Annotated in this window: 19 protein-coding genes and 1 pseudogene; 11 read left to right on the top strand and 9 right to left on the bottom strand. The window is 61.7% G+C overall.

Going from position 1 to position 25,032, the window contains the following annotated elements; all coding sequences use genetic code 11:
• Positions 1 to 3: 3 nt before the first annotated feature.
• The 5 genes from yjfF (at position 4) to FFM81_RS10900 (ending at position 6,084) form a co-directional block, all read left to right on the top strand.
• A complete protein-coding gene (gene yjfF, locus FFM81_RS10920; RefSeq protein WP_003579213.1) occupies positions 4 to 972 on the top strand; it encodes a galactofuranose ABC transporter, permease protein YjfF in 969 nt (322 codons plus the stop codon).
• A gap of 16 nt (positions 973 to 988) precedes the next feature.
• Positions 989 to 1,759: a FadR/GntR family transcriptional regulator gene (locus tag FFM81_RS10915; RefSeq protein WP_003573190.1), complete on the top strand. Its 771-nt coding sequence runs from the start codon at positions 989 to 991 to the stop codon at positions 1,757 to 1,759.
• 181 nt (positions 1,760 to 1,940) lie between these two features.
• On the top strand, positions 1,941 to 3,302 hold the full coding sequence (glmU, locus tag FFM81_RS10910) for a bifunctional UDP-N-acetylglucosamine diphosphorylase/glucosamine-1-phosphate N-acetyltransferase GlmU (protein WP_025416156.1): 1,362 nt from the start codon (positions 1,941 to 1,943) through the stop codon (positions 3,300 to 3,302).
• Positions 3,303 to 3,414: 112 nt separating this feature from the next.
• A complete protein-coding gene (gene glmS, locus FFM81_RS10905; protein WP_003573188.1) occupies positions 3,415 to 5,241 on the top strand; it encodes a glutamine--fructose-6-phosphate transaminase (isomerizing) in 1,827 nt (608 codons plus the stop codon).
• A gap of 135 nt (positions 5,242 to 5,376) precedes the next feature.
• Complete coding sequence (locus FFM81_RS10900) at positions 5,377 to 6,084, top strand: DUF502 domain-containing protein (protein WP_003573187.1); 708 nt, start codon at positions 5,377 to 5,379, stop codon at positions 6,082 to 6,084.
• On the opposite strand, the gene recG is transcribed toward FFM81_RS10900, so the two are convergent.
• Positions 6,081 to 8,186 carry an ATP-dependent DNA helicase RecG gene (recG, locus tag FFM81_RS10895; protein ID WP_138384299.1) on the bottom strand — a complete coding sequence of 702 codons (2,106 nt, stop codon included), beginning with the start codon at positions 8,184 to 8,186 and terminating at the stop codon, positions 6,081 to 6,083. The genes FFM81_RS10900 and recG overlap by 4 nt on opposite strands.
• Before the next feature lie 92 nt (positions 8,187 to 8,278).
• Here recG and FFM81_RS10890 point away from each other — a divergent pair, with 92 nt between their 5' ends.
• The 4 genes from FFM81_RS10890 (at position 8,279) to FFM81_RS10875 (ending at position 13,036) form a co-directional block, all read left to right on the top strand.
• Positions 8,279 to 8,584 (top strand): FAD assembly factor SdhE, encoded by a 306-nt coding sequence (locus tag FFM81_RS10890; protein WP_004680228.1) that lies wholly within the window; start codon positions 8,279 to 8,281, stop codon positions 8,582 to 8,584.
• Positions 8,581 to 12,084, top strand: coding sequence for a transcription-repair coupling factor (mfd, locus tag FFM81_RS10885; protein WP_138384298.1), 3,504 nt, complete (start codon positions 8,581 to 8,583; stop codon positions 12,082 to 12,084). Before FFM81_RS10890 ends, mfd begins: the two co-directional genes overlap by 4 nt.
• 66 nt (positions 12,085 to 12,150) lie before the next feature.
• Positions 12,151 to 12,624 (top strand): OsmC family protein, encoded by a 474-nt coding sequence (locus FFM81_RS10880; protein WP_097533503.1) that lies wholly within the window; start codon positions 12,151 to 12,153, stop codon positions 12,622 to 12,624.
• Between the two features lie 61 nt (positions 12,625 to 12,685).
• Positions 12,686 to 13,036: a DUF6572 domain-containing protein gene (locus FFM81_RS10875; RefSeq protein WP_003573182.1), complete on the top strand. Its 351-nt coding sequence runs from the start codon at positions 12,686 to 12,688 to the stop codon at positions 13,034 to 13,036.
• A 78-nt stretch (positions 13,037 to 13,114) separates the two neighbouring features.
• Here FFM81_RS10875 and FFM81_RS10870 read toward each other — a convergent pair whose 3' ends face one another.
• Positions 13,115 to 13,786 (bottom strand): DsbA family oxidoreductase, encoded by a 672-nt coding sequence (locus FFM81_RS10870; protein WP_003573181.1) that lies wholly within the window; start codon positions 13,784 to 13,786, stop codon positions 13,115 to 13,117.
• A gap of 40 nt (positions 13,787 to 13,826) precedes the next feature.
• Positions 13,827 to 15,629, bottom strand: coding sequence for an extracellular solute-binding protein (locus tag FFM81_RS10865; protein ID WP_138384297.1), 1,803 nt, complete (start codon positions 15,627 to 15,629; stop codon positions 13,827 to 13,829).
• 284 nt (positions 15,630 to 15,913) lie between these two features.
• Here FFM81_RS10865 and FFM81_RS10860 point away from each other — a divergent pair, with 284 nt between their 5' ends.
• Positions 15,914 to 16,579 (top strand): invasion associated locus B family protein, encoded by a 666-nt coding sequence (locus tag FFM81_RS10860; protein ID WP_025416160.1) that lies wholly within the window; start codon positions 15,914 to 15,916, stop codon positions 16,577 to 16,579.
• A 215-nt stretch (positions 16,580 to 16,794) separates the two neighbouring features.
• Here the strand turns inward: FFM81_RS10860 and hspQ are convergent, their stop codons facing one another.
• The 3 genes from hspQ to FFM81_RS10845 all read right to left on the bottom strand — a co-directional run bounded on the left by hspQ (position 16,795) and on the right by FFM81_RS10845 (position 19,111).
• Entirely contained in the window at positions 16,795 to 17,124 is a 330-nt protein-coding gene (gene hspQ, locus FFM81_RS10855; protein ID WP_003573176.1) for a heat shock protein HspQ, read from the bottom strand.
• A 159-nt stretch (positions 17,125 to 17,283) separates the two neighbouring features.
• Complete coding sequence (gene glnA, locus FFM81_RS10850) at positions 17,284 to 18,693, bottom strand: type I glutamate--ammonia ligase (RefSeq protein ID WP_003573174.1); 1,410 nt, start codon at positions 18,691 to 18,693, stop codon at positions 17,284 to 17,286.
• A gap of 79 nt (positions 18,694 to 18,772) precedes the next feature.
• Positions 18,773 to 19,111, bottom strand: a complete 339-nt coding sequence (locus tag FFM81_RS10845) for a P-II family nitrogen regulator (protein WP_003539626.1) — start codon at positions 19,109 to 19,111, stop codon at positions 18,773 to 18,775.
• Between the two features lie 343 nt (positions 19,112 to 19,454).
• Between FFM81_RS10845 and FFM81_RS10840 the strand changes: the two genes are divergently transcribed.
• Complete coding sequence (locus FFM81_RS10840) at positions 19,455 to 20,927, top strand: bifunctional ADP-dependent NAD(P)H-hydrate dehydratase/NAD(P)H-hydrate epimerase (protein ID WP_025416161.1); 1,473 nt, start codon at positions 19,455 to 19,457, stop codon at positions 20,925 to 20,927.
• A gap of 37 nt (positions 20,928 to 20,964) precedes the next feature.
• On the opposite strand, the gene FFM81_RS10835 is transcribed toward FFM81_RS10840, so the two are convergent.
• From FFM81_RS10835 to uvrA, 3 genes and pseudogenes are all read right to left on the bottom strand, one after another.
• Positions 20,965 to 21,771: a DUF72 domain-containing protein gene (locus FFM81_RS10835; protein ID WP_003573170.1), complete on the bottom strand. Its 807-nt coding sequence runs from the start codon at positions 21,769 to 21,771 to the stop codon at positions 20,965 to 20,967.
• 27 nt (positions 21,772 to 21,798) lie between these two features.
• Positions 21,799 to 22,007: pseudogene (locus tag FFM81_RS10830) on the bottom strand (hypothetical protein); the annotation flags it as partial.
• The gene (uvrA, locus tag FFM81_RS10825) at positions 22,004 to 24,925 is read right to left on the bottom strand and encodes an excinuclease ABC subunit UvrA (RefSeq protein WP_138384296.1); all 2,922 of its coding nucleotides are present in this window, start codon (positions 24,923 to 24,925) and stop codon (positions 22,004 to 22,006) included. The gene uvrA and the pseudogene FFM81_RS10830, both read right to left, overlap by 4 nt.
• Positions 24,926 to 25,032 lie beyond the last annotated feature (107 nt).

The raw sequence follows: 25,032 nt of genomic DNA, 5'->3' as shown, positions 1-25,032 counted from the left end.
GAAATGAACTCCAAATACCTGCCGCTGCTGGCGACCATCGTCATCTTCGTGCTCGCCTATGCCGGCTGCACGCTGCAATATCCGAACATGCTGTCGACCCGCGTCATCGGCAATCTTCTGACCGACAATGCCTTTCTCGGCATTGCCGCCGTCGGCATGACCTTCGTCATCATTTCGGGCGGCATCGATCTGTCGATCGGTTCGGTGATCGCCTTCACCGGCGTCTTCCTGGCGGTCATCCTGCAGAAGACCTCGATCCATCCGCTGCTTGCCTTTGCGATCGTGCTCGTCATCACCACCGCCTTCGGCGCGGTCATGGGCGCAATCATCCACTATCTCGAAATGCCGGCCTTCATCGTCACGCTCGCCGGCATGTTCCTGGCGCGCGGCATGGCCTTCGTGCTCTCGATCGACAGCATCCCGATCGATCACGAATATTATTCGACGCTGACCAGCCTCTATTGGCGCCTGCCTGGCGGCGGCCGGCTGACGCTGATCGGCGGCATCATGCTTCTGGTCTTTGCCGTCGGCATTTTCATCGCCCAGCGCACCCGCTTCGGCACCAATGTCTATGCGCTCGGCGGCGGCCCGCAGACGGCGCGGCTGATGGGTGTGCCGGTCGGCCGCACGACAATCCAGATCTATGCGCTGTCGGGCTTTCTGGCAGGCCTATCCGGGATCGTTTTTTCGCTGTACACCTCTGCTGGTTATTCTCTTGCAGCAGTGGGCGTCGAACTCGACGCCATTGCGGCGGTCGTCATCGGAGGGACGCTGCTGACCGGAGGCGCGGGATTCGTGGCGGGAACCTTGATCGGTATCCTGATCCAGGGGCTCATTCAGACCTACATCACCTTCGACGGCACGCTGTCGAGCTGGTGGACCAAGATCCTGATTGGCCTCCTGCTGTTTGCATTCATTCTGATGCAGAAGGCGATCCTGTTCGTTTCCAGTCTGAACAAGAGGTACGCTTGAGGGGGAGACGGATCGCTTGCGCAACAAATTGGACGAGACACGGAAGACGGGGCGCAGAACCCGGACGAGCCACGCGCAGGTGGTCGACGAGCTCGGAAAGGAGATCGTCGCCGGCACCTATCCCGTCGGCTCGATCCTGCCCGGCGATACCGAACTGGCGCAGCGCTTCAAAGTGTCCCGTACCGTCTTGCGCGAGACGATGAAGACGCTTGCCGCCAAGGGCATGGTCGTCGCCAAGGCGCGGGTCGGTACGCGTGTGACCGAGAAGAACCTCTGGAACATGTTCGACAGCGAGATCATCGCCTGGCACTTCGACAGCGGCGTCACGGAAGAGTTCCTGCTGCAGCTCTATGATATCCGTCTTGCGGTCGAACCCTTCGCTGCCGGTCTCGTCGCCGAGCGGGCGAATGCGGATGATATCGAGACGCTGCGGGCACTGGCGCTCGATATGGCGGCGAGCGGCCACACTGCCGACAGCCTGGCGCTCGCCGACCTTCGTTTTCACCTGGCGCTCGCCGAAGCCTCGCACAATCCCTTTATGCGCACCTTGGGCAGCCTCATCGAAGCGGCCCTCGTCGGCATGTTCCGCATGAGCACGCCGCCCTCCGAAAACGGCTTCGCCAATATCGCCGATACCCACATGCGCATCGTCGATGCCATCGTTTCCGGGGATAGCGCTGCCGCGCGCCGCGCGATGGAGATCGTCATCCTGGATGGCCGCCATCATGTGCACGAGGCCTTCGCCGCCCGCGGTTCGGAGACCGTCAGAGTGCCGATTTCGACCTAGATTTCACACTGGCAAAAAGCTTTTGCGTGTCTGCAGCGCAGCGCATCTTTCCGGGCGCGCGAAGGGCGCTACAAGGCTTTCAATCCACGCAGCGTGCTTTCCGAAAATCGATTCCGATTTCAGCAATTATGCAGTATGAGGCAACAAAGCCGCCTCATGGCGCGGATTCGCGGAGCAGATCATGGAACGTACTTGTCTTGCCGTCATCCTTGCCGCCGGTGACAGCACGCGGATGAAATCCTCGAAATCGAAGGTGCTGCATCCCGTCGCCGGACGACCGATGATCGCCCATGTGGTCGAGGCGGTCGCCTCCGCCGGCATTTCGTCGGTCGCCCTTGTCGTCGGCCGTGATGCCGAAGATGTGGCAAAGGCCGCAAGCGTTGCCGGCGTCGGCATCGAATCCTGCCTACAGAAGGAACGCCTCGGCACCGGCCACGCGGTGCTGGCGGCGCGCGAGGCGATCGCCAAGGGCTATGACGATATTCTCGTCACCTATGGCGACGTGCCGCTGCAGACCGATGGACCGCTGAAGGCCGCCCGCCAGGGGCTTGCCGATGGCAGCGATATCGTCGTCATCGGCTTCCACACCGATCGCCCCACAGGCTACGGTCGCCTGCTCGTCAAGGACGGCGAACTGATCGCCATCCGCGAGGAGAAGGACGCGACCGATGCCGAGCGCACTGTGACCTGGTGCAACAGCGGGCTGATGGCGATCAACGGCAAAAAGGCGCTCGATCTTCTCTCGCGCATCGGCAATGCCAACGCCAAGGGCGAATTCTATCTGACCGATCTTGTCGAGATCGCCCGGTCGCTCGGCGGCCGTGTCACCGCCGTCGATGCGCCAGAAATCGAGATGACCGGCTGCAATAACCGCGCCGAACTCGCCGTCATCGAGCGCTTCTGGCAGGAGCGCCGCCGTCACCAGATGATGCTATCAGGCGTCACCATGATCGCGCCGGAGACGGTGTTTCTCTGCTACGATACCGTCATAGGCCAGGACGCACTGATCGAGCCGAATGTCGTCTTTGGCCCCGGCGCGGCAATCGACAGCGGCGCCGTCATTCATGCCTTCTCGCATATCGAAGGCGCTCATGTCAGCCGGGGCGCGACTGTCGGCCCGTTCGCGCGGCTGCGGCCGGGTGCGGATCTCGCTGACGGTTCGAAGGTCGGCAATTTCTGCGAGGTCAAGAACGGCCGGATCGGCGAGGGCGCCAAGGTCAACCATCTCACCTATATCGGCGATGCCGTCATCGGCGCCGGCAGCAATATCGGCGCCGGCACGATCACCTGCAATTATGACGGCGTCAACAAGAGCGAGACGGTGATCGGGCAAAACGCCTTCATCGGTTCCAACTCCTCGCTGGTCGCGCCGGTGACAATCGGCGACGGCGCCTATATCGCCTCCGGCAGCGTCATCACAGTCGACGTGCCGGCTAATGCACTGGCGCTCGGCCGCGCCCGCCAGGAGATCAAGCCCGGCCGCGCGACGCTGCTGCGCGAGCGCGCGCTTGCCATCAAGGCGGCGAAGAAGGCGAAGAGCTGAGCGGCCTTGCGTAACCGGCGGAAATTGAAAGTGACCGCCGAGGTGATTGAGAAATAAGCAGAAATCGTTAGGACTGGCCTCGTTATCGAAGCCTTTGTGGGGAATATATTGCATGTGCGGCATTGTGGGGATCGTCGGAAATCAGCCTGTTGCCGGGCGCCTGGTCGATGCGCTGAAGCGTCTCGAATATCGCGGTTATGATTCCGCTGGTGTCGCTACCATCCACGAGGGGGTGATGGATCGCCGCCGTGCCGAAGGCAAGCTGTTCAATCTGGAAAAGCGCCTCGACGCCGAACCGCTGCCCGGCGTGGTCGGCATCGCCCATACGCGCTGGGCGACCCACGGCGTGCCCAATGAGACCAACGCCCATCCGCATTTCGTCGAAGGTGTGGCCGTCGTCCATAACGGCATTATTGAGAATTTCTCCGAGCTTCGCGACGAATTGACCGAAGAGGGCGCAGTCTTTCAAACCCAGACCGATACGGAAGTCGTCGCCCAGCTGATGGCGAAACATCTGCGCGAAGGCCTGGAGCCGCGCGCCGCCATGCTGCAGATGCTGAACCGGCTGACCGGCGCCTATGCGCTCGCCGTCATGCTCAAGGCCGATCCCGGTACGATCATGGCCGCCCGTTCCGGTCCGCCGCTTGCTGTCGGTTATGGCCGCGGTGAAATGTTCCTGGGTTCGGACGCAATTGCGCTCTCTCCCTTCACCAACGAGATCACCTATCTGGTCGACGGCGATTGCGCCGTCATCACCCGCGACAGCGTCGCCGTCGTCGATTTCGCCGGCAAGCCGGTCAAACGTGCTCGCCAGATCTCGCAGGCGACCGCCTATGTCGTCGACAAGGGCAATCACCGCCATTTCATGGAAAAGGAAATCTACGAGCAGCCGGAGGTTATTTCCCACGCGCTCAGCCATTATGTCGATTTCGCCGAGAACACGATCGGCGCCAACGCCGCTGCGATCGACTTCAAGGCGGCGACCGGCCTGGCGATCTCGGCCTGCGGCACCGCCTATCTCGCCGGCCTCGTCGGTAAATACTGGTTCGAGCGTTATGCCCGCCTGCCTGTTGAAATCGACGTCGCTTCCGAATTCCGTTACCGCGAAATGCCGCTCTCGCCGTCGCAGGCGGCACTGTTCATCTCGCAGTCCGGCGAAACCGCCGATACGCTGGCATCGCTGCGCTACTGCCGGGAGAACGGCCTGAAGATCGGCGCCATCGTCAATGTCCGCGAATCGACGATCGCCCGCGAATCCGACGCCGTCTTTCCGATCATGGCCGGCCCCGAAATCGGCGTCGCCTCGACCAAGGCCTTCACCTGCCAGCTTGCCGTGCTGGCATCGCTGGCGATCGGCGCCGGCAAGGCGCGCGGTACGGTGAGTGCCGATGAGGAGAGGGCGCTGGTGCGCCATCTCGCCGAAATGCCGCGGATCATGAGCCGGGTGCTGAACCTTATCCAGCCGCAGATGGAAAGCCTGTCGCGCGAATTGTCGAAATGCAAGGACGTGCTCTATCTCGGCCGCGGCACCAGCTTCCCGCTGGCCATGGAAGGCGCGCTGAAGCTCAAGGAAATTTCCTATATTCACGCCGAAGGTTATGCCGCCGGCGAGTTGAAGCATGGACCGATCGCGCTGATCGACGAGAACATGCCAGTCATCGTCATCGCCCCTTACGACCGTTTCTTCGAAAAGACCGTCTCGAACATGCAGGAGGTCGCAGCGCGGGGCGGCCGCATCATCTTCATCACCGACGAGGCCGGTGCCGCCGCCTCGAAACTGCCGACCATGGCGACGATTACTCTGCCTGTGGTCGACGAAATCATCGCGCCGATGATCTTCTCGCTGCCGATCCAGCTGCTCGCCTATCACACCGCCGTTTTCATGGGCACCGATGTCGACCAGCCCCGCAATCTGGCGAAATCCGTGACCGTAGAATAAGCCTGCAGAGCCCCGGCCTTCGCGCCGAAACATATTGTGCGGGACCCCGAATTCTGGCAATTTTGGTCGGCGGACAAAGGGGGAAGGGCCGGCGTTCCGGCCTGTCCAGGACCGAGATGGAGTTCATCAGTAGAGATGACCGACAATGCCCCCAGAATGCCGGTCGCGACCCGGCTGAGGAATAATTTTCTCGCAGGCCTGATCATCTGCGCCCCGATCGCGATCACCATCTGGCTGACCTGGACCTTCATCCACTGGTCGGACAGCTGGGTCCGACCCTATATCCCGGCGCGCTGGAATCCGGAAAGCTATCTCAATTTCGCTATTCCCGGTTTCGGTCTGCTGACTGCCGTCGTGCTGATCACCGTCGTCGGTTTTCTCGGCAAGAACCTCATCGGCCAGAGCATCGTCGGTTTCGGCGAATCGGTTGTCCAGCGCATGCCGCTGGTGCGCACGATCTATAGAAGCGTGAAGCAGATTTTCGAAACAGTGCTGAAGGAGCAGTCGAACTCCTTCAAGAAAGTCGGCCTGATCGAATATCCAAGTCCGGGCCTCTGGGCGCTGGTCTTCATCGCCACCGACGCCAAGGGCGAGATCGCATCAAAGTTCAATGCGATGGGCCAGGATATGGTCGCGGTTTTCCTGCCGCCGACGCCGGTGCCGACGGCCGGTTTCCTCGTCTTCGTCCCGCGTGAGAAGATCGTCGTGCTCGACATGTCGCCGGAGGATGCCGCAAAGTTCCTGATTTCGGGCGGCCTTGTGGCGCCTGAACCGCCTCAATCCGAGCCGAAGCCGAAGCAGTTGCCGCGGCCGAAGCCGGTGGCGGTTTCGAAGGCTGATTAACCGGCTCTCAGGAACCGGATCGCCTCGTCGCGGCGGAAGAGGTAGAGCAGGGTGCGGATCGCCGTTCCTCTTTCACTGGTCAGTTCCGGATCGCGCTCGATCAGGTAGGCCGCATCCTTGCGGGCGATTTCCAGGAGGTCGGCATGCGCCTCGAGGCTGGCGATGCGGAAGCCCGGCGTGCCGGACTGGCGGGTGCCGAGCAATTCACCTTCGCCGCGGAGTTTCAGGTCCTCCTCGGCGATGCGGAAACCGTCCTCCGTCTCGCGCATGATCGACAGCCTGGCATGGCCGGTCTCGCCGAGCGGCCCCTTATAGAGCAGGATGCAGGTCGAGGCCTCGTCGCCGCGCCCGACGCGGCCGCGCAGCTGATGCAATTGCGCCAGGCCGAAGCGCTCGGCATGTTCGATCACCATGATCGTCGCATCCGGCACGTCGACGCCGACCTCGACGACGGTGGTGGCGACGAGAAGCCGGGTCTCGCCGGTCTTGAACGCCATCATCGCCGCATCCTTCTCCGGTCCGCTCATCCGGCCATGGATGAGGCCGACATCCGGGCCAAGCGCTGAGACGAGCGTCGCATGCCGCTCCTCGGCCGACATCAGGTCGAGTTCTTCTGATTCTTCGACCAGCGGGCAGATCCAGTAGGCTTTCTTGCCCTCGGCAAGCGCGCTTTGCAGCCGCCCGACGATCTCGCCGGTCCGTTCCATCGGCACGGTGATCGTCTGGATCGGTTTGCGGCCGGCCGGTTTCTCGGTGAGCTTGGAAACGTCCATATCGCCGAAGGCGGCAAGCACAAGCGTGCGCGGGATCGGCGTCGCCGTCATCACCAGCATGTGGGGTGAGATACCCTTGGCCGTCAGCCTCAGGCGCTGATGCACGCCGAAACGGTGCTGCTCGTCGACGACGGCCAGCATGAGGTTGGCGTACGCGACGCTGTCCTGGAACAGCGCATGCGTGCCGATGACGATCTGGGCGGCGCCCGAAGCGATGCGCTCCAGGATCTCCTCCCGCTCGCGCCCCTTGGTGCGCCCGGTCAAGACCTCAATGCCGAGCCCTGATGAGGCGGCGAATTTCGATATCGTCGCATGGTGCTGCCGCGCCAGGATTTCGGTCGGCGCCATCAGCACCGCCTGGCCGCCGCTCTCGATCACTGCCGCCATCGCCATCAGCGCCACCAGCGTCTTGCCGGCGCCGACATCGCCCTGCAGCAGCCGCAGCATGCGTTCGGTTCCGGCCATGTCCTTCAGAATGTCGGCGATCGCCTCGTTCTGGCTACCGGTGAGCGAGAAAGGCAATGTCTTCAAAATCTTGCCGCTGATTTCGCCGGTCGCATGCACCGGCTGCCCCGCCACCTTGCGCAGCCTCTGGCGCACCAGGCTGAGCGAAAGCTGGCCGGCGAGGAATTCGTCATAGGCAAGCCGCCGCCGGGCAGGCGCCTGCGGGTCTATATCGGAAGGGTCGCGCGGCTCGTGCAGCATGTGAAAACTGTCGCGGATCGACGGGAGGCCCTGTTTCTCAGTCAACGCCAGGTCGATCCATTCCGGCAGTTCCGGAAAACGCGGCAGGCCGGCATCGATGATCTTGCGCAGAGTCTTCGGTGAAAGCCCCGCCGTCAGCGGATAGATCGGCTCGACGAGCGGCAGGTTCTCCGCCTCCTCGGCCCTGACGATATAGTCGGGATGCACCATCGAGGCGCGGCCATTGAACCAGTCGACCTTGCCGCTGACGGTCACCTCCGCATCGACAGGCAGCTGCTTTTCCAGCCAGGCCGCCTGTCCCCGGAAGAAGACCAGCGTCAACTCGCCGGTTTCGTCATGCAGGAAGACGCGGTAGGGGACATTGCTCTTGCCGCGCGGCGGCACCTGGTGGCGGTCGACGCGGGCGGTGATCGTGACGATGGCGCCTTGCGGCGCCAGGGCGATCCCCGGCTGGTTGCGTCGGTCGATCAGCGAAAAGGGCGCGTGGAAGATGAGGTCGATGACCCGGCAATCCTCCGGCGTCTCGCGCCCGAGTAGCTTGACCAGCAGGTCGGCAATCTTCGGGCCGACGCCCGGAAGGCCCGAAATGGGGGAAAACAGCGGATCGAGAATGGCGGGGCGCATGCGGTCAAAATGCGATGAACAATGCGGCCTTGGCAAGGCTGACAAGCCGCTTTCCAGGGTCTATAGAGGCGCATCAACAGGAAGGTAATGCCATGACAGGTGTCACGCTCACGAGTGCCGGTCTCGACCCGCGCCGCCGCCGGATCCTTTTCCGTTGCTGGCATCGCGGCATTCGCGAGATGGATCTGGTCTTCGGCCAGTTTGCCGAAGCCGAGATCGCGACGCTCTCGGATGCCGAGCTCGATGAGTTCGAGACGATCATGGCAGAAGAGGACAATGATCTTGTTCGCTGGATCATGGGAACATGGCCGGTGCCCGAACGTTTCCAGACGCCAATGTTTGCCCGCCTTGCCGCCTATACGCCCGATTTCGACAAGCCCCTCAGGACGCCGGAATGATCCCAGGTTTTGATGCGAAGAAGCTTGCGGCCATTGCCGAGCCGCTGACGATCGGCAATGTGCCTGCCGGCCTCGAAACGCTGCTGCTCGCCGAGCTCGCCCGAACGGGAGAGCCGGTCGCCTATGTCATGTCCGACGGCCACCGCATGGCTGATCTCGAACAGATGCTGAGCTTCGTCGCCCCCGACATTCCGGTTCTCACCCTACCGGCCTGGGACTGTTTGCCCTATGACCGCGTCTCGCCGAGCGCCGACACCTCGGCCCGCCGCCTTGCCGCACTCGGCGGCCTGATTGCCCATCGGAAAAAACCGCATGCCGCGATCGTGCTCGTCACCGCCAATGCCATGCTGCAGAAGGTGGCGCCGCAGGATGTCATCGAAAGCCTGAGCTTTTCGGCCCGTCCCGGCAACCAGCTGCGCATGGACGATCTCGCCGGACGCCTGGAGCGCAACGGCTTCGATCGCGTCGCGACCGTTCGCGAGGTCGGCGAATATGCCGTGCGCGGCGGCATTCTCGACGTCTTCGTGCCGGGTTCGGAAGAACCGGTCCGCCTCGATTTCTTCGGCGACACGCTGGAATCGATCCGCAGCTTCGATCCGGCTAGCCAGCGCACGACGGGCCAGGTCCGCTCCCTCGATCTCAATCCGATGAGCGAGGTGACACTGACGCCGGATACGATCAGCCGTTTCCGCAAGAACTACCTCTCGGCTTTCGGCGCAACGACGCGGGATGACGCGCTCTATCTCGCCGTCTCCGAAGGCCGCCGTTATCCCGGCATGGAGCATTGGCTGCCGCTTTTTTACGAGAAGCTCGATACCGTCTTCGATTATCTCAGCGGCTTCCGTGTCGTCACCGACCATACGGTGCGTGAAGCGGCGGAAGAGCGCTCCAAGCTCGTTTTCGATTATTACGACGCCCGCCTGAATTCCGGTCAGCCGGCCAAGAGCCAGATGTCGCAGGGCACGCCCTATAAGCCGGTGACGCCGGGCCAGCTCTATCTCGACAGCAAGCTTTTCGCCAAAACCCTCGACGCGCTCGGGGCGATCCGCATCAGCCCCTTCAACGAGCATGAGGGCGAGGCGAGGCGGGTCGTCAATATCGACGCCCGCCAGGGCCAGCGCTGGGCCCGCTCGAATGCCGAGGGCGGCGGTGATGCCGAACGCATCAATATCTTCGACGTCGTCGTCAAGCATATTGCCGACCGCCGCGCGGCCGGGGCGAAAGTGCTCGTCACCGCCTGGACCGAAGGCTCGCTGGAGCGCCTGCTGCAGGTGCTGAACGAACACGGCCTGGAAAAGGTCAAGCTGGTCGAGGCATTGAAGGATGTCGCCTCGCTGGCGAGAGGTGAAGCCGCGGCCGCCGTACTCAGTCTCGAATCCGGCTTCGAGACCGGCGACCTCGTCGTCATCGGCGAGCAGGATATCTTAGGCGACCGCATGGTACGCCGCTCGAAGCGCCGCAAGCGCGCCGCCGATTTCATCGCCGAGGTCGCAGGTCTCGACGAGGGCTCGATCGTCGTCCACGCCGAACACGGCATCGGCCGCTTCATTGGTCTGCGGACCATCGAGGCGGCTGGTGCCCCGCATGCCTGCCTCGAACTGCAATATGCCGACGAGGCCAAGCTTTTCCTGCCGGTCGAAAACATCGATCTGCTCTCGCGCTACGGCGGCGAGGGCACCGACGCCCAGCTCGACAAACTCGGCGGCGGCGCCTGGCAGATGCGCAAGGCCAAGCTCAAGAAACGCCTGCTCGACATGGCCGATGCGCTGATCCGCATCGCCGCCGAGCGCCTCACGCGCCACGCGCCGATGCTGACGACGCCGGAGGGCCCCTATGACGAGTTTGCCGCCCGCTTCCCTTATGACGAGACCGAGGACCAGGACAATGCCATCGAGGCGGTCCGCTCCGATCTTGGCGCCGGCCGGCCAATGGACCGTCTGGTCTGCGGCGACGTCGGTTTCGGCAAGACCGAAGTGGCGCTGCGTGCCGCTTTCGTCGCGGCGATGAACGGCGCCCAGGTTGCCGTCGTCGTGCCGACGACATTGCTCGCCCGCCAGCATTTCAAGACCTTTTCCGAGCGCTTCCGCGGTCTGCCGGTGCGCATCCAGCAGGCCTCGCGCCTGGTCGGGGCCAAGGAGCTGGCGCTGACCAAGAAAGAAGTGGCAGACGGCAAGACCGACATCGTCGTCGGCACCCATGCGCTGCTCGGCGCCGGCATCAAATTCGCCAATCTCGGCCTGCTCGTCATCGATGAGGAACAGCATTTCGGCGTCAAGCACAAGGAGCGGCTGAAGGAGCTGAAGAGCGACGTGCACGTGCTGACGCTGTCGGCAACGCCGATCCCGCGCACGCTGCAGCTCGCCATGACTGGCGTGCGCGAACTGTCGCTGATCACCACGCCGCCGGTCGACCGCATGGCGGTGCGCACCTTCATCTCGCCCTTCGACAGCCTCGTCATCCGCGAGACGCTGATGCGCGAGCACTATCGCGGCGGCCAGAGCTTCTATGTCTGCCCGAGGCTTGCCGACCTCGCCGATATCAACGCCTTCCTGCAGTCCGATGTGCCGGAGCTGAAGGTCGCCGTGGCCCATGGCCAGATGCCGGCTGGCGAACTCGAAGACATCATGAACGCCTTCTATGAAGGCCGCTACGACGTGCTGCTGTCCACCACGATCGTCGAATCCGGCCTCGATGTGCCCACAGCCAACACGCTGATCGTCCACCGCGCCGATATGTTCGGCCTCGCGCAGCTCTACCAGTTGCGTGGCCGCGTCGGTCGCTCGAAGGTGCGCGCCTTCGCGCTCTTCACCCTGCCGGTGAACAAGGTGCTGACCGCAACGGCCGAACGCCGGCTGAAGGTGCTGCAGTCGCTGGATACGCTTGGCGCCGGCTTCCAGCTGGCAAGCCACGATCTCGATATCCGCGGCGCCGGCAATCTGCTGGGCGAGGAGCAGTCCGGACACATCAAGGAGGTCGGCTTCGAGCTTTATCAGCAGATGCTGGAAGAGGCGGTCGCCGAGGTCAAGGGTGTCGACGAGATCCACGACACCGGCTGGTCGCCGCAGATCTCCGTCGGCACGACGGTGATGATCCCCGAGAACTATGTGCCCGACCTGCATCTGCGCATGGCGCTCTATCGCCGTCTCGGCGAAATCACCGAACTCAAGGAGATCGACGGCTTCGGCGCCGAGATGATCGACCGTTTCGGGCCGATGCCGATCGAAGTCCAGCATCTCCTCAAGATCGTCTACATCAAGTCGCTCTGCCGCACCGCCAATGTCGAAAAGCTCGATGCCGGCCCGAAGGGCGTCGTCGTGCAGTTCCGCAACAAGGAATTCCCCAACCCGGCCAACCTCGTCGGTTATATCGGCAAGCAGGGCGCGATGGCGAAGATTCGCCCCGATCACAGCCTGTTCCTGACCCGCGACCTGCCGACCCCGGAAAAACGCCTGCAGGGTGCGGCTGTTATCATGACGCAACTGGCCGAGATGGCGAAGTAAAGCAATTCCAGCAAAAGTGTGCCGCGGTTTTGCGTCCGGGATTGCTTGAAAAAAAGGGAGACGGAGATGGCGACATATAGCGCGACGATCGCCTGGCAGCGAGGCGACGAGACCTTCACCGACAACCGCTACAGCCGCGCCCACCGCTGGACCTTCGACGGCGGCATCGAGGTGAGGGCGTCTTCGTCCGCTCACGTGGTTCCGCTGCCCTATTCCGCCGAGGACGCCGTCGACCCGGAAGAGGCCTTCGTCGCCTCGCTCTCCAGCTGTCACATGCTCTGGTTCCTTTCGATCGCCGCCAAACAGCGCTTCTGCGTCGACAGCTACACCGATGCCGCCGAGGGCGTGATGGAGAAGAACGCCGAAGGCCGTCTCGCCATGACCGTAGTGACACTCCGCCCGCATGTCGTCTTCAGCGGCGAAAAGCAGCCCACATTGAGCGAACTCGAAGCCCTGCATCATCGCGCCCACGACGAATGTTTCATCGCCAACTCGGTGAAGACCGAGGTGCGCTGCATTCCGGTTGTGGGCGGAATCTGAAGCCACGCTGGGATCTCTCCAGCGGCTTCCCGGACCTGCTTCACTTATTCACGGAATTGAAATGGCTTTAGATCAAACGACTGTAGTTGATGCCATCGGGGTCGATAATGCGACAGGCGAAGTCGTATTGACTATCACGGATCACCTTGGATGGACAGGGAGTGATAGTGAGCACCTTCTGTTGCTAAAAGAAAAGCTCAACGCTTATTTAAGTTTTGTTGAGAGCGGTGAGATGTTGGAAACATACCCCGACGCCAAAGGCAGGGCAGTGTTAATAGACGTTGTGTGCAAGTTCCCGCCGGACGAGCAAGCCCAAGGCTTTTATAATCAGCTTTCACAGGTCGTCGAAAGTGCCGGAATAAAACTCCAACAGCGGTTGTTTAGCGCATGTTCGCTTTCGGCGATGAGTTGACTTCGCCAAGGCTTGAGCACTGCGAAATCGTCTGCACAATTTTGTCGCGGCTCTTCGATTTCGATTCGCATCGGCGCCTCAGTTGAGACCCGATCGTGCCTCGGCCTTTGCCTTGGCGATATCACGCAGCGCATTCGCCAGCACATCGGGGGTCTGCGCGCCGCTGACGGCATATTGCTGGTCGAAGATGAAGAACGGCACGCCGTTGACGCCCATTTCCTGTGCCGCCTTGATCTCGGCGACGATCAGGTCGCGATCGGCATCGGAGGCAAGCAGCGAGGCGATGACCGAACGGTCGAGGCCGGCCTTTCCGGCAATATCGAGCAGTATCGCATGGTCGCCGACATTGCGGCCTTCCTCGAAATTTGCCTTGAACAGGGCCGCGACGATGCTGTCCTGCTTCTCGCGGCCTTCGATCATCGCCCAGTGGATCAGCCGATGGGCGTCGAGCGTGTTCGGGCCGATTTTGATCGCCTCGAAGTCGAAGGCGATGCCGACCTCGCGGCCGTAATCGGCGAGCATCTTGTGGGCCTGCGCCACGCGCTCCTCGCCGCCGAGCTTCTCAGCCAGCGCCTTCTTCTGGTCGACACCTTCCTTGGGATAGTCGGGATTGAGCCGGTACGGCCGCCAGTTGATGTCGACGCCGATTTCGTCCTGCACTTCGGCGATGGCGAGTTCCAGTCGCGCCTTGCCGAGATAGCACCAAGGGCAGACGACATCCGAGACGACGTCGATGGTGATACGCTCCATGATGATCTTCCTTATCTGTGCGTTCGGCGTTTGGCCGCTGTTATTGCACGCTTGTATCCCACCAGACCGGCAGCTGATAGCCATTGAGCGGCACGTTATCGGGACGGCCGATGCGCTTGCTGTGGGCCACCCATTGCTGGTCGATATGATAGAGCGGCAGCACGTAGTGGCCGGAGAGCAGCAGCCGGTCGTAGGAGCGCACCGCCGCGGTGAAATCCTCGGCCGAGCGTGCCCTGAGCACGTGGTCGATCAGCGTGTCGATATCGGGATCGTTGGCGCCGGCAAAGCTGTCGGTACCCTCGCGGGTGCGCGCAGCCGACGACCAGCGGCCGAGCTGTTCGTTTCCAGGCGACAGCGAGGAGGTGTAGGACTTCATGATCATATCGTAATCGAAGCTGTTCGTCCGGCTCTGATACTGCGAATCGTCGACGGTGCGGATCGAAGCGGCGATGCCGATCGTCTGCAGCGAACGCTGGTAGGCGATGGCGAGCTTCTCCTGGTCGGCATTCTGCGTCATGATCTCGAAAGCGAGCTGACGGCCGGAGGCATCCAGCATCTTGCCGCCCTGGATCGTATAGCCGCCCTGTTTCAGCAATTCGACCGCCTGCTTTAGTACATTGCGGTCGCGACCGGAGCCGTCGGTCACCGGCAGTTTGTAGGTCCCGTCAAGAATCGCGGGTGCGATTTTGTCCTTGATAGGCCCGAGCAGGGCAAGCTCGGCCGCATTGGCGGGAACGCCGAAACTCGACAGTTCGGAGTTCTGCCAGAAGCTCTGGGTGCGCTTGTAGGCGCCGGAATAGAGGTTCTTGTTTGCCCATTCGAAATCGAACACCAGCGACAGACCCTCGCGCACCTTGGTGTCGGTAAAGATCGGCCGGCGGGTGTTGAAGACGAAGCCGAGCATACCGCTGGGCAGTTTCGGTGTGTACACGTCCTTGACGACAGTCCCCGAGGTGACGGCGGGGAAATTATAGGCATTGGCCCAGTGGCCGGGATTGCCGTCGGGATAGACGTCGATATCGCCCTTCTTGAAGGCCTCAAACAGCGTCGTATCCTGCAGGAAATACTGAACGGTGATCTGGTCGTAATTGTCCGTGCCGACCTTGGCGGGAATGTCCTTGCCCCAGTAATTCGGATCACGCTCATAGGTGATGCTCTCGCCGGGCTTCACCGTCTTCACCTTATAGGGCCCGGAGCCGACGGGCGGCGTCAGCGAGGAACGATCGAAGGTCTCGGGATCGATCGCATGTTTCGGCAGCACCGGGAAAAGACCGAAAATCAAGGGCGTCTCGCGGTCGGCCTTGTCGTTGAAGGTGAAGCGCACGCTGTGTTCGCCCACCTTTTCCATCTTCGCGACGACGTTGAGGCGATTGGCGAAGGGCACGCGGCCTTTGTCGCGCATCAGCTCGAAGGTGAACATCACGTCCTCAGGCGTCACCGGCTGACCATCGGCCCATTTCGCCTTCGGATTGAGGTTGAACTGGATGAAGCTCCTGTTGTCGTCCCATTCGACCGTTTCGGCCAGCAGGCCATAGAGCGTGAAGGGCTCGTCGCGGGAGCGCTGCATCAGCGATTCGTAGACGAGATTGCCATATTCCGGATCCCACATGCCGCGCGCCGTTGTGCGCATGCTCTTTAGTATGAACGGGTTGAGGCTGTCGAAAGTGCCGACGACGCCGTAGGTGATCTTGCCGCCCTTTTTCACGTCGGGATTGACGTAAGGAAAGTGCTTATAATCAGCCGGCAAGGCCGGCTCGCCATGCATCGCGATGCCATGCAGCGGCTCGGCGGCAACAGCGCCGCACAGCAGCGACAGGACGAGGGGGACGACGATCCGGAGCATTCGGCAATCCTTGCGACCACGAAAACGGGCATGATTCACCGCGGAGATTATCATGGGGTCGAACGATTCCAACACGAAGCGGCGATTTCTTTGGCATCGCGACGAAATGCGCCTCAAATTGCCAAAGAAATGCTGGATATCTTGAACGCTGCGATGTAACAGGTGAACCCGAAGTTTCGGGGTCATGCATTTGCCTTATTTTTTTAAGAGGTGGGTGCCGAACGACCCGATGGTTGGGGCGGCAAGTCGCTGCTCCGAACGGATATCAGGAGACGGAATTCGTTATGATGTTCAAGTCTGAAAAGAAAATGCGGGCAGCACTGTCCGTTCTGGCAGTGATGTTCGGCGCCGCTTCGGCTCCGGTCTCCTCCTTCGCCCAGGATGCGGCGGCACAGGCTCCGGCCGATGCTCCGGCGCAGGCCGCCGGCGCTCCGAAGCTCGGCTGGTACAAGACCTGCAGCAAGCAAGAAGACAACGACATCTGTGTTGTCCAGAACCTGATTCTCGCCAATGGCGGCCAGCTTGTCACGGCCGTCGGCCTGATCTCGGTTACCGGCAAGATCAACCGCAAGCTCCTGCAGGTGTCGGTACCTACCGCACGCCTGATCCCCCCGGGCATCATCATGCAGATCGACGGCGGCAAGGGCCAGAAGCTCGACTACGCCGTCTGCCTGCCGGACAAGTGCACGGCTGAAATTCCGCTGACCGATGCAATGATCGCCAGCCTCAAGAAGGGCAGCGACGTGATCTTCACCTCGATCAACTTCCGCCGCGCCCCGAACCCGATCAAGATTTCGCTCGAAGGCTTCACCGGTGCTTATGACGGCGAACCGGTTTCCGAATCCAAGCTCGCTGAAAGCCAGCGCAGCCTGCAGGAAGGCATGCAGAAGAAGGCCGAAGAAGCCCGCAAGAAGCTGGAAGACGCCCAGAAGGCAGCCAAGGCGCAGTAATCCTGCCGCCATATTTGAATAAAAACCCGGCTTCGCGCCGGGTTTTTTGTTGATAGGTCCCCCTTCGAGGCGTTGGCGAGGGACCGAGATCTTGCGGCTTGTCCCTGCTCCCCGTCATCACGGGGAAAAGGTGGCGGCAGCCGGAATTTTGCGCCAAAAGAAAAGGCCTCGCTGGGAGAGGCGAGGCCTTGTTTCACTTGCCGGGCAAGCCGATTTTAATGGGCGAAGCTCATCTTGGGTTTGAACTGCCCTGACGGGGCCTGATCGAAAATCTGATAGATCTGCGGATTGCGAAGCGGCGTGCCGCTTTCATCGTTCGTCAGGTTCTGCTCCGACACATAAGCGACATATTCGCTTTCGTCATTTTCGGCGAGCAGGTGATAGAAGGGTTGGTCCCTGCTCGGGCGCACTTCGGCCGGAATGGAATTCCACCATTCCTCCGTATTCGCGAACTCCGGATCAACGTCGAAGATGACGCCGCGAAACGGAAAAACCTTGTGCCGAACCACTTCGCCGATACTGAACTTTGCTATTCTTTCTTTCATGGTACGACTTCCTTTCATCACCAAATTTGGTGATTGGTGCCGCGCAAATCAAGATTTTTGCGCGAACGCGTCACATGAACGTCATATCCTCCTGCTGGCGTCCATGACCCGGGGAGGGGAAAGCCCCGGCGAACCGGGGCATTCCTTCTTGGCAGCCGGTTAGGCTGAATAATACATGTCGTATTCGACCGGATGCGGCGTCATTTCGAAACGCATCACCTCTGCCATCTTCAATTCGATGAAGGCATCGATCTGGTCGTCGTCGAAAACGCCGCCGGCGGTCAGGAACTTGCGGTCCTTGTCGAGGCTTTCGAGCGCTTCGCGCAACGAGCCGCAGACGGTCGGGATCTTCTTCAGCTCCTTCGGCGGCAGGTCGTAAAGATCCTTGTCCATGGCCTTGCCGGGATGGATCTTGTTCTTGATGCCGTCGAGGCCGGCCATCAGCATGGCGGCGAAGGCGAGATAGGGGTTGGCGGTCGGATCCGGGAAGCGGACTTCGACGCGCTTGGCCTTCGGGTTGGAGCCGAACGGAATGCGGCAGGAGGCCGAGCGGTTGCGAGCCGAGTATGCCAGCAGCACCGGCGCCTCATAACCCGGAACGAGACGCTTGTAGGAGTTCGTCGACGGATTGGTGAAGGCGTTGATCGCCTTGGCATGCTTGATGATGCCGCCGATGTAGTAGAGGCAGCTCTCGGAGAGACCGGCGTATTCGTCGCCGGCAAAGGTCGGCTTGCCGCCCTTCCAGATCGACTGGTGCACGTGCATGCCCGAGCCGTTGTCGCCGAAGATCGGCTTCGGCATGAAGGTCGCCGTCTTGCCGTAGGCATTGGCCACCTGGTGCACGACGTATTTGTAGATCTGCATCTTGTCGGCGTTGCGCACCAGCGTGTCGAACTTGATGCCGAGTTCGTGCTGGGCGGCTGCCACTTCATGGTGATGCTTTTCGACGACGACGCCCATTTCGGAGAGCACAGTCAACATTTCCGAGCGCATGTCCTGGGCGCTGTCGACCGGCGGAACCGGGAAATAACCGCCCTTGACGCGCGGGCGATGGCCGAGGTTGCCGGTTTCGTAATCGGTGTCGTCGTTCGACGGTAGTTCGGTCGAGTCGAGCTTGAAGCCGGTATTGTAGGGATCGGCCTTGTACTTGACGTCGTCGAACACGAAGAATTCGGCTTCCGGGCCGACGAAGATCGTGTCGCCGATACCGGACGCCTTGAGATAGGCTTCGGCCTTCTTGGCGGTGCCGCGCGGATCGCGGTTATAGGCCTCGCCGGAGACCGGATCGAGGATATCGCACATGATGACCATGGTCGACTGAGCAAAGAACGGGTCCATATGCACCGTCTCGGTATCGGGCATCAGCACCATGTCGGACTCGTTGATGGCCTTCCAGCCGCCGATCGAGGAGCCGTCGAACATCACGCCGTCAGCGAACATGTCCTCGTCGACGCAGACAACGTCCATCGTCACATGCTGCAGCTTGCCCTTTGGGTCGGTGAAGCGCAGATCGACGAACTTTACGTCGTTCTCCTTGATCTGCTTCAGAATTTCGCTTGCGGACGCCATTAAATACCTTCCTCCGATTTACGATGACAAAACATGGCTGCGCTGACCGTATCGAACTTTGCGCGCTTGGCAAAGTGGGTCAGATGGCGTCGATGCCGGTCTCGCCGGTACGGATGCGGATAACCTCTTCGACGTTGGAGACGAAGATTTTTCCGTCGCCGATGCGGCCGGTCTGCGCCGCCTTGCGGATCGCATCGATGACCGCTTCCGCGTTCTCGTCGGCCAGCACGACCTCGACCTTTACCTTCGGCAGGAAATCGACGACGTATTCGGCGCCGCGGTAAAGTTCCGTGTGACCCTTCTGACGGCCGAAACCCTTGGCCTCAGTGACCGTGATACCCTGCAGGCCGACTTCCTGAAGAGCTTCCTTCACTTCGTCCAGCTTGAAAGGCTTAATGATCGCTTCGATCTTTTTCATGAGAAAATGTCTCTCCGCTTCTCCCGTTATGGCAGGAATTTTCCCGCTCGCCGGATATGATGCAGATATCGTGCCAGTTTGAAATCCGTCTTCCTAAAAAAATCCGCGAATTTCGCCGAAACCGCCGCATTTGCGGAGATTCTGATGTCGATTTGGTGACAAAACTGCCGCAAAACTCTGCCCTTCGATCAAAATCATATCGAAAGTCGGAAAAAACCTATGTTTAAGGAATCGCGCAATCACGTCTAGGTAGGATGAAAAGATAGGCAAATGCACAAAATTGGTTCGTTTCTTTAATTTTTCAGGCGGTTGTTTTTTAGGCGTTTTTCGATTGAATAGACCAATGAGTCACCAACTGTCCGACCTTCTTCTCACGCCTGCCGAGATGGCCGCAGTCGATGCGGCGGCTGCCGCATCCGGTATTGATTCTTTTGGCCTGATGGAAAGGGCAGGTGCCGCGGTCGCGGCTGCGGCCCTGCGCCTTCATCCCGGCGCGCGGCGCTTCGTCGTGCTCTGCGGGCCGGGCAACAATGGCGGAGACGCCTATGTGGCAGCAAGGCACCTGCAGGAGGGCGGAGCTGCAGTGGCAGTCCTCCATTTTGGCGATCCCTCCAGGCTGAAGGGCGATGCCGCCCGCGCCCACGCCGGCTGCGCGCTCCAGGGACAGGAGCTCTACCTCTATAGTCCCGAAAGCGGCGACGTCGTCATCGATGGGTTGTTTGGCGCAGGGCTCGGCCGCGACGTGCCGGCCGAAGTCCGCGCGGTGATCGAGCGGGTCGCCGAGGCCGGTCCTCCGGTGCTCGCCATTGATCTGCCCTCCGGCCTCGATGGCCGTACCGGCAGGGTGCTGGGTGCGGCCTTCAAGGCGCAGAACACCATCACCTTCATGACCCGCAAGCCCGGGCACCTGCTGATGCCGGGCAGGGAGCTTTGCGGTGAACTGGAAGTCTTCGATATCGGCATTCCCGCCCGCATCGTCAGGGCCGAGGCAAGTGGCGCCATCGACGAAAACAGGCCTGACGCCTGGAGGGCGGTGCTGCCGGTCGAGCAGCTGGAAACCCACAAATACAAGCGCGGTCATCTGGTGGTGTTTTCAGGCGAGGCCGACAAGACGGGGGCCGCGCGCATGTCGGCGATCTCGGGCCTGAAGGCCGGCGCCGGCCTGGTGACGATCGCCGCCCCGCATGCGGCGATGGCCGCCAATGCCGCGCATCTCACAGCCGTGATGCTGCATGCCATTGACGACGAGGCCGAACTCGATGCCTGGCTTGCCGACAAGCGGCTGCAGACATTCGTCCTCGGTCCCGGTTTCGGCATCGGCGCCAGGGCACGCGGCTTCGTCACCGCCCTTGCCGATCGCCATCTCGTGCTCGATGCCGACGGCATCTCCTCGTTCAAGGACGATCCGCAGCAGCTTTTCGATCTTTTCCGAGGCGAACCGCGCCTGGTGTTGACGCCGCACGAAGGTGAATATTCGCGGCTCTTTCCCGATATCTCAGGCGACGATGGGCTGGGGAAGGTGGACAAGGCCCTGGCCGCTGCCCGCCGCGCCAATGCCGCGATCGTCTACAAGGGCGCCGATACCGTCATCGCCGCGCCAGATGGCCGGGCGCTGATCAATACCAACGCGCCCGCCTGGCTTGCCACCGCCGGATCCGGCGATGTGCTCGCCGGCGTTATCGGCGGATTGCTCGCGCAGGGCCTGCCGGCCTTCGAGGCCGCCGCCGCCGGCGTCTGGCTGCACGGCGCAGCCGGCCACCGCGCCGGCAAGGGGCTGACGGCGGAGGAACTCGCGGCCCACGTATTGCCGCTCTAGCCCGGTCGGGGCATAACCGCTCCGAGATTGGGCTGGCTTATTTCGCCAGCGCCTGCTGCAGGGCGATCGCCCCATGCGGCGCATTCACCTTGCCCTCATGGATCATGAAGGCGAAGACGTCGCGCGGCTCGGCCTTGACCTTGCGATCCCCGTCGATCAGCGGCAGATCGTCGGGGACCTTGCCCTCGGCCCAGGTCTCCAGCCGCTTTGCCCAAGCCTCCAGGTCCTTGTCGGGATAGCAGGTCGGAATATCGTCCGAACCCTTCTGCAGCCTGGCATAGACGAAATCGGCCGTGACATCGGCGATCATCGGATATTCGAAATGTTCGGCGCAAACAGGCGCCACGCCATATTTGGCAAGCAGCGCCACAAACTCCGGCACCTTGAAGGAATCGTGCCGGACCTCGACCACGTGGCGGAGCGCCAGCCCGTCCTGTTTTGTCGGCAGCAGTTTGAGGAAGGCCTCGAAATCGTCCGGATCGAACTTCTTCGTCGGAGCGAACTGCCAGAGCAGCGGCCCGAGATGATCGCCGAGTTCGCTGATCCCCGATGACAGGAAACGCTCCATCGATTCACCGGCTTCGGCAAGCACCCGCCGATTGGTGACGAAACGCGTCGCCTTCAGTGAAAAGATGAAACCCTCGGGCACGTCGGCTGCCCATTTGGCAAAGACCGCCGGCTTCTGCGTGCTGTAATAGGTGCCGTTGACCTCAATAACCTTCAACTGGCGGCTGGCAAAATTCAGCTCATCCTTCTGCTTCAGGTCATCGGGAAAGAAATGCCCGCGCCAGGGCTCGAAGGTCCAGCCGCCGATGCCGGTGCGGATAGTGCCGGATTTCGTCATGTCGTCCTCCCCGTTCGCAGCCGTTCTGGCCGCATCGATCTCTTTCGTCACGTGGACGAGCGACCATCCTGGCCGATATGCGCTCGGCCGGCGACCCGTTCCCTGAAATCCGAAGGCACTGTAGAGGGCACCGGGATCGGTGGCGCACCGAAGAGATGGGTATAGAGCAGATATGCGGCTGCCGTCAGTGTCGCGATCGTTTTGAGATCATCGGGCGACGCCAGCCGCATCGTCATTCCGCCGCAACCGCCTTCTTCGCCGGCCGCCGCTCCAGCAATTCCTTCAGGAAATGTCCGGTATAGGAGCGTTTCTCCTTGACGATCGCTTCGGGCGTGCCGACAGCCACAATCTCTCCGCCACCATCGCCGCCTTCGGGACCGAAATCGAGCACCCAGTCGGCCGTCTTGATCACTTCGAGATTGTGTTCGATCACCACCACCGAATTGCCCTGGTTGACCAGTTCGTGCAGCATTTCGAGCAACTTCGCGACGTCGTGGAAATGCAGGCCGGTCGTCGGTTCGTCGAGAATATAGAGCGTGCGCCCCGTCGAGCGTTTCGACAGCTCCTTGGCCAGCTTGACGCGCTGCGCCTCGCCGCCGGAGAGCGTATTCGCCTGCTGGCCGACCTTGATATAACCGAGGCCGACATCCTTCAGCGATTGCAGCTTATCGCGCACGGCCGGCACCGCCACGAAGAAATCGACGCCTTCCTCCACGGTCATGTCGAGCACGTCGGCAATCGACTTCTGCTTGAAGGTGACGTCGAGCGTCTCTCTGTTGTAGCGCTTGCCGTGGCAGACATCGCAGGTGACATAGACATCCGGCAGGAAGTGCATCTCGATCTTGATGACGCCATCGCCCTGGCAGGCTTCGCAGCGCCCGCCCTTGACGTTGAACGAGAAGCGGCCGGGCTGGTAGCCGCGCGCCTTGGCTTCCGGCAGGCCGGCGAACCAATCGCGGATCGGTGTGAAGGCGCCGGTATAGGTCGCCGGATTGGAGCGCGGCGTGCGGCCGATCGGCGACTGGTCAATGTCGATCACCTTGTCGATATGCTCGAAGCCGTCAATGCGGTCGTGATCGGCCGGGTTTTCACGCGCGCCCATGACGCGCCGTGCCGCCGATTTATACAGCGTCTCGATCAGGAAGGTGGACTTGCCGCCGCCGGAAACGCCGGTCACCGCCGTGAACACGCCGAGTGGGATCGATGCCGTAACGTTCTTCAGATTGTTGCCGCGGGCGCCGACGACCTTGATCTCGCGGCCCTTCTTCTGCTTGCGGCGCTCGTTGGGAACGGGAACGCCGAGTTCGCCCGAGAGGTATTTGCCGGTCAGCGACATCGGACTGTCCATGATATCCTGCGGCGTGCCGTGGGCGATAACCTCACCGCCATGAATGCCGGCAGCCGGGCCGATATCGACCACGTCGTCGGCCGTCATGATCGCGTCCTCGTCATGTTCGACGACGATGACCGTGTTGCCGATGTCGCGCAGGTGCTTCAGCGTATCGAGCAGCCGGGCATTGTCGCGCTGGTGCAGGCCGATCGACGGCTCGTCGAGCACGTAGAGCACCCCGGTCAGCCCCGAGCCGATCTGCGAGGCAAGCCGGATGCGCTGGCTTTCGCCGCCAGACAGCGTGCCCGAGTTGCGCGACAGGCTGAGATATTCCAGGCCGACATCGTTGAGGAAGCGCAGCCGGTCGCGGATTTCCTTCAGGATGCGCACCGCAATCTCGTTCTGCTTGGCGTTGAAGCTCGCCGGCAGCGTCTCGAACCAGTCGCGGGCGACGCGGATCGACATGCCGGTGACTTCGCCGATATGCAGCGTGCCGATCTTCACCGCTAAGGCCTCCGGCTTCAGGCGGAAGCCGTTGCAGGAAGGGCAGGGAGCAGCCGACATGAAGCGCTCGATATCCTCGCGCGCCCAGGCGGAATCGGTCTCCTTCCAGCGGCGCTCGAGATTGGTGATGATGCCCTCGAAATTCTTGTGCGTCGTATAGGAGCGCGCTCCGTCGGCGTAATGGAATTCGATCTTGTCTTCGGTGCCGTTGAGGATAACGTCCTTGGCTTCGTCGGACAGATCGTTCCAGCGGGTGCCGAGCTTGAAGCCGTAATGTTTGCCGAGTGCTTCCAGCGTCTGGTTGTAATAGGGCGAGGTCGATTTGGCCCAGGGCGCGATCGCGCCGTCGCGCAGCGTCCGCTCGGGCTCGGGCACGATCAGGTCCGGATCGATCTTCTGCTGGGCGCCGAGGCCGTCGCAGGTCGGGCAGGCGCCGAAAGGATTGTTGAAGGAGAAGAGCCTGGGCTCGATCTCCGGGATCGTGAAGCCGGAGACCGGGCAGGCGAATTTCTCCGAAAACAGCACGCGCTCATGCGTCTCGTTCAGCGATTTGTTGGCCGAGCCGCCGGCCGAGGTCTCTTCCGGCGGCAGCGGCTTGTCGGCGAATTCGGCAACCGCCAGCCCGTCGGCGAGCTTCAGGCAAGTCTCCAGGCTGTCGGCCAGGCGGGCCGAAACATCTGAGCGCACGACGATGCGGTCGACGACCACGTCGATGTCGTGCTTGTATTTCTTGTCGAGCACCGGCGCCTCGGCGATCTCGTAGAACTGGCCATCGACCTTGACGCGCTGGAAGCCTTTCTTCATCAGCTCGGCGAGTTCCTTCTTGTATTCGCCCTTGCGCCCGCGCACGAGCGGCGCGAGAATATAAAGACGGGTGCCCTCGCCGAAATCGAGGACGCGGTCGACCATCTGGCTGACCGTCTGGCTCTCGATCGGCAGGCCGGTCGCCGGCGAATAGGGAACGCCGACGCGGGCAAACAGCAGGCGCATATAATCGTAGATCTCGGTGACGGTGCCGACCGTCGAACGCGGATTGCGCGAAGTGGTCTTCTGCTCGATCGAGATCGCCGGCGACAGCCCGTCGATCTGGTCGACGTCGGGCTTCTGCATCATTTCGAGGAATTGCCGGGCATAGGCAGACAGGCTCTCGACATAACGGCGCTGGCCCTCGGCATAGATCGTGTCGAAGGCCAGCGAGGATTTGCCCGAACCGGAAAGACCGGTCATGACGATCAGCTTGTTGCGCGGCAGATCGAGATCGATGCCCTTGAGATTGTGCTCGCGCGCGCCGCGGATGGAGATCGTCTTCAGTTCGCTCATCGTCTCAGCTTTGGTCCTTTGGGATAACAGCCCTTATTTAGTGATGCCGACCGGCGAGTCGAGGCTGAATGTCCGCTACAGTCAAGGTTTTCGATTCTGTTGACAGG

The sequence above is a fragment of the Rhizobium hidalgonense genome, from assembly GCF_005862185.2.
In the GTDB taxonomy this organism is placed as follows: Bacteria; Pseudomonadota; Alphaproteobacteria; order Rhizobiales; family Rhizobiaceae; genus Rhizobium; species Rhizobium hidalgonense.
The sequence above is the reverse complement of the archived record's forward strand: the minus strand, read 5'-3'. Positions and strand labels throughout refer to the sequence as shown.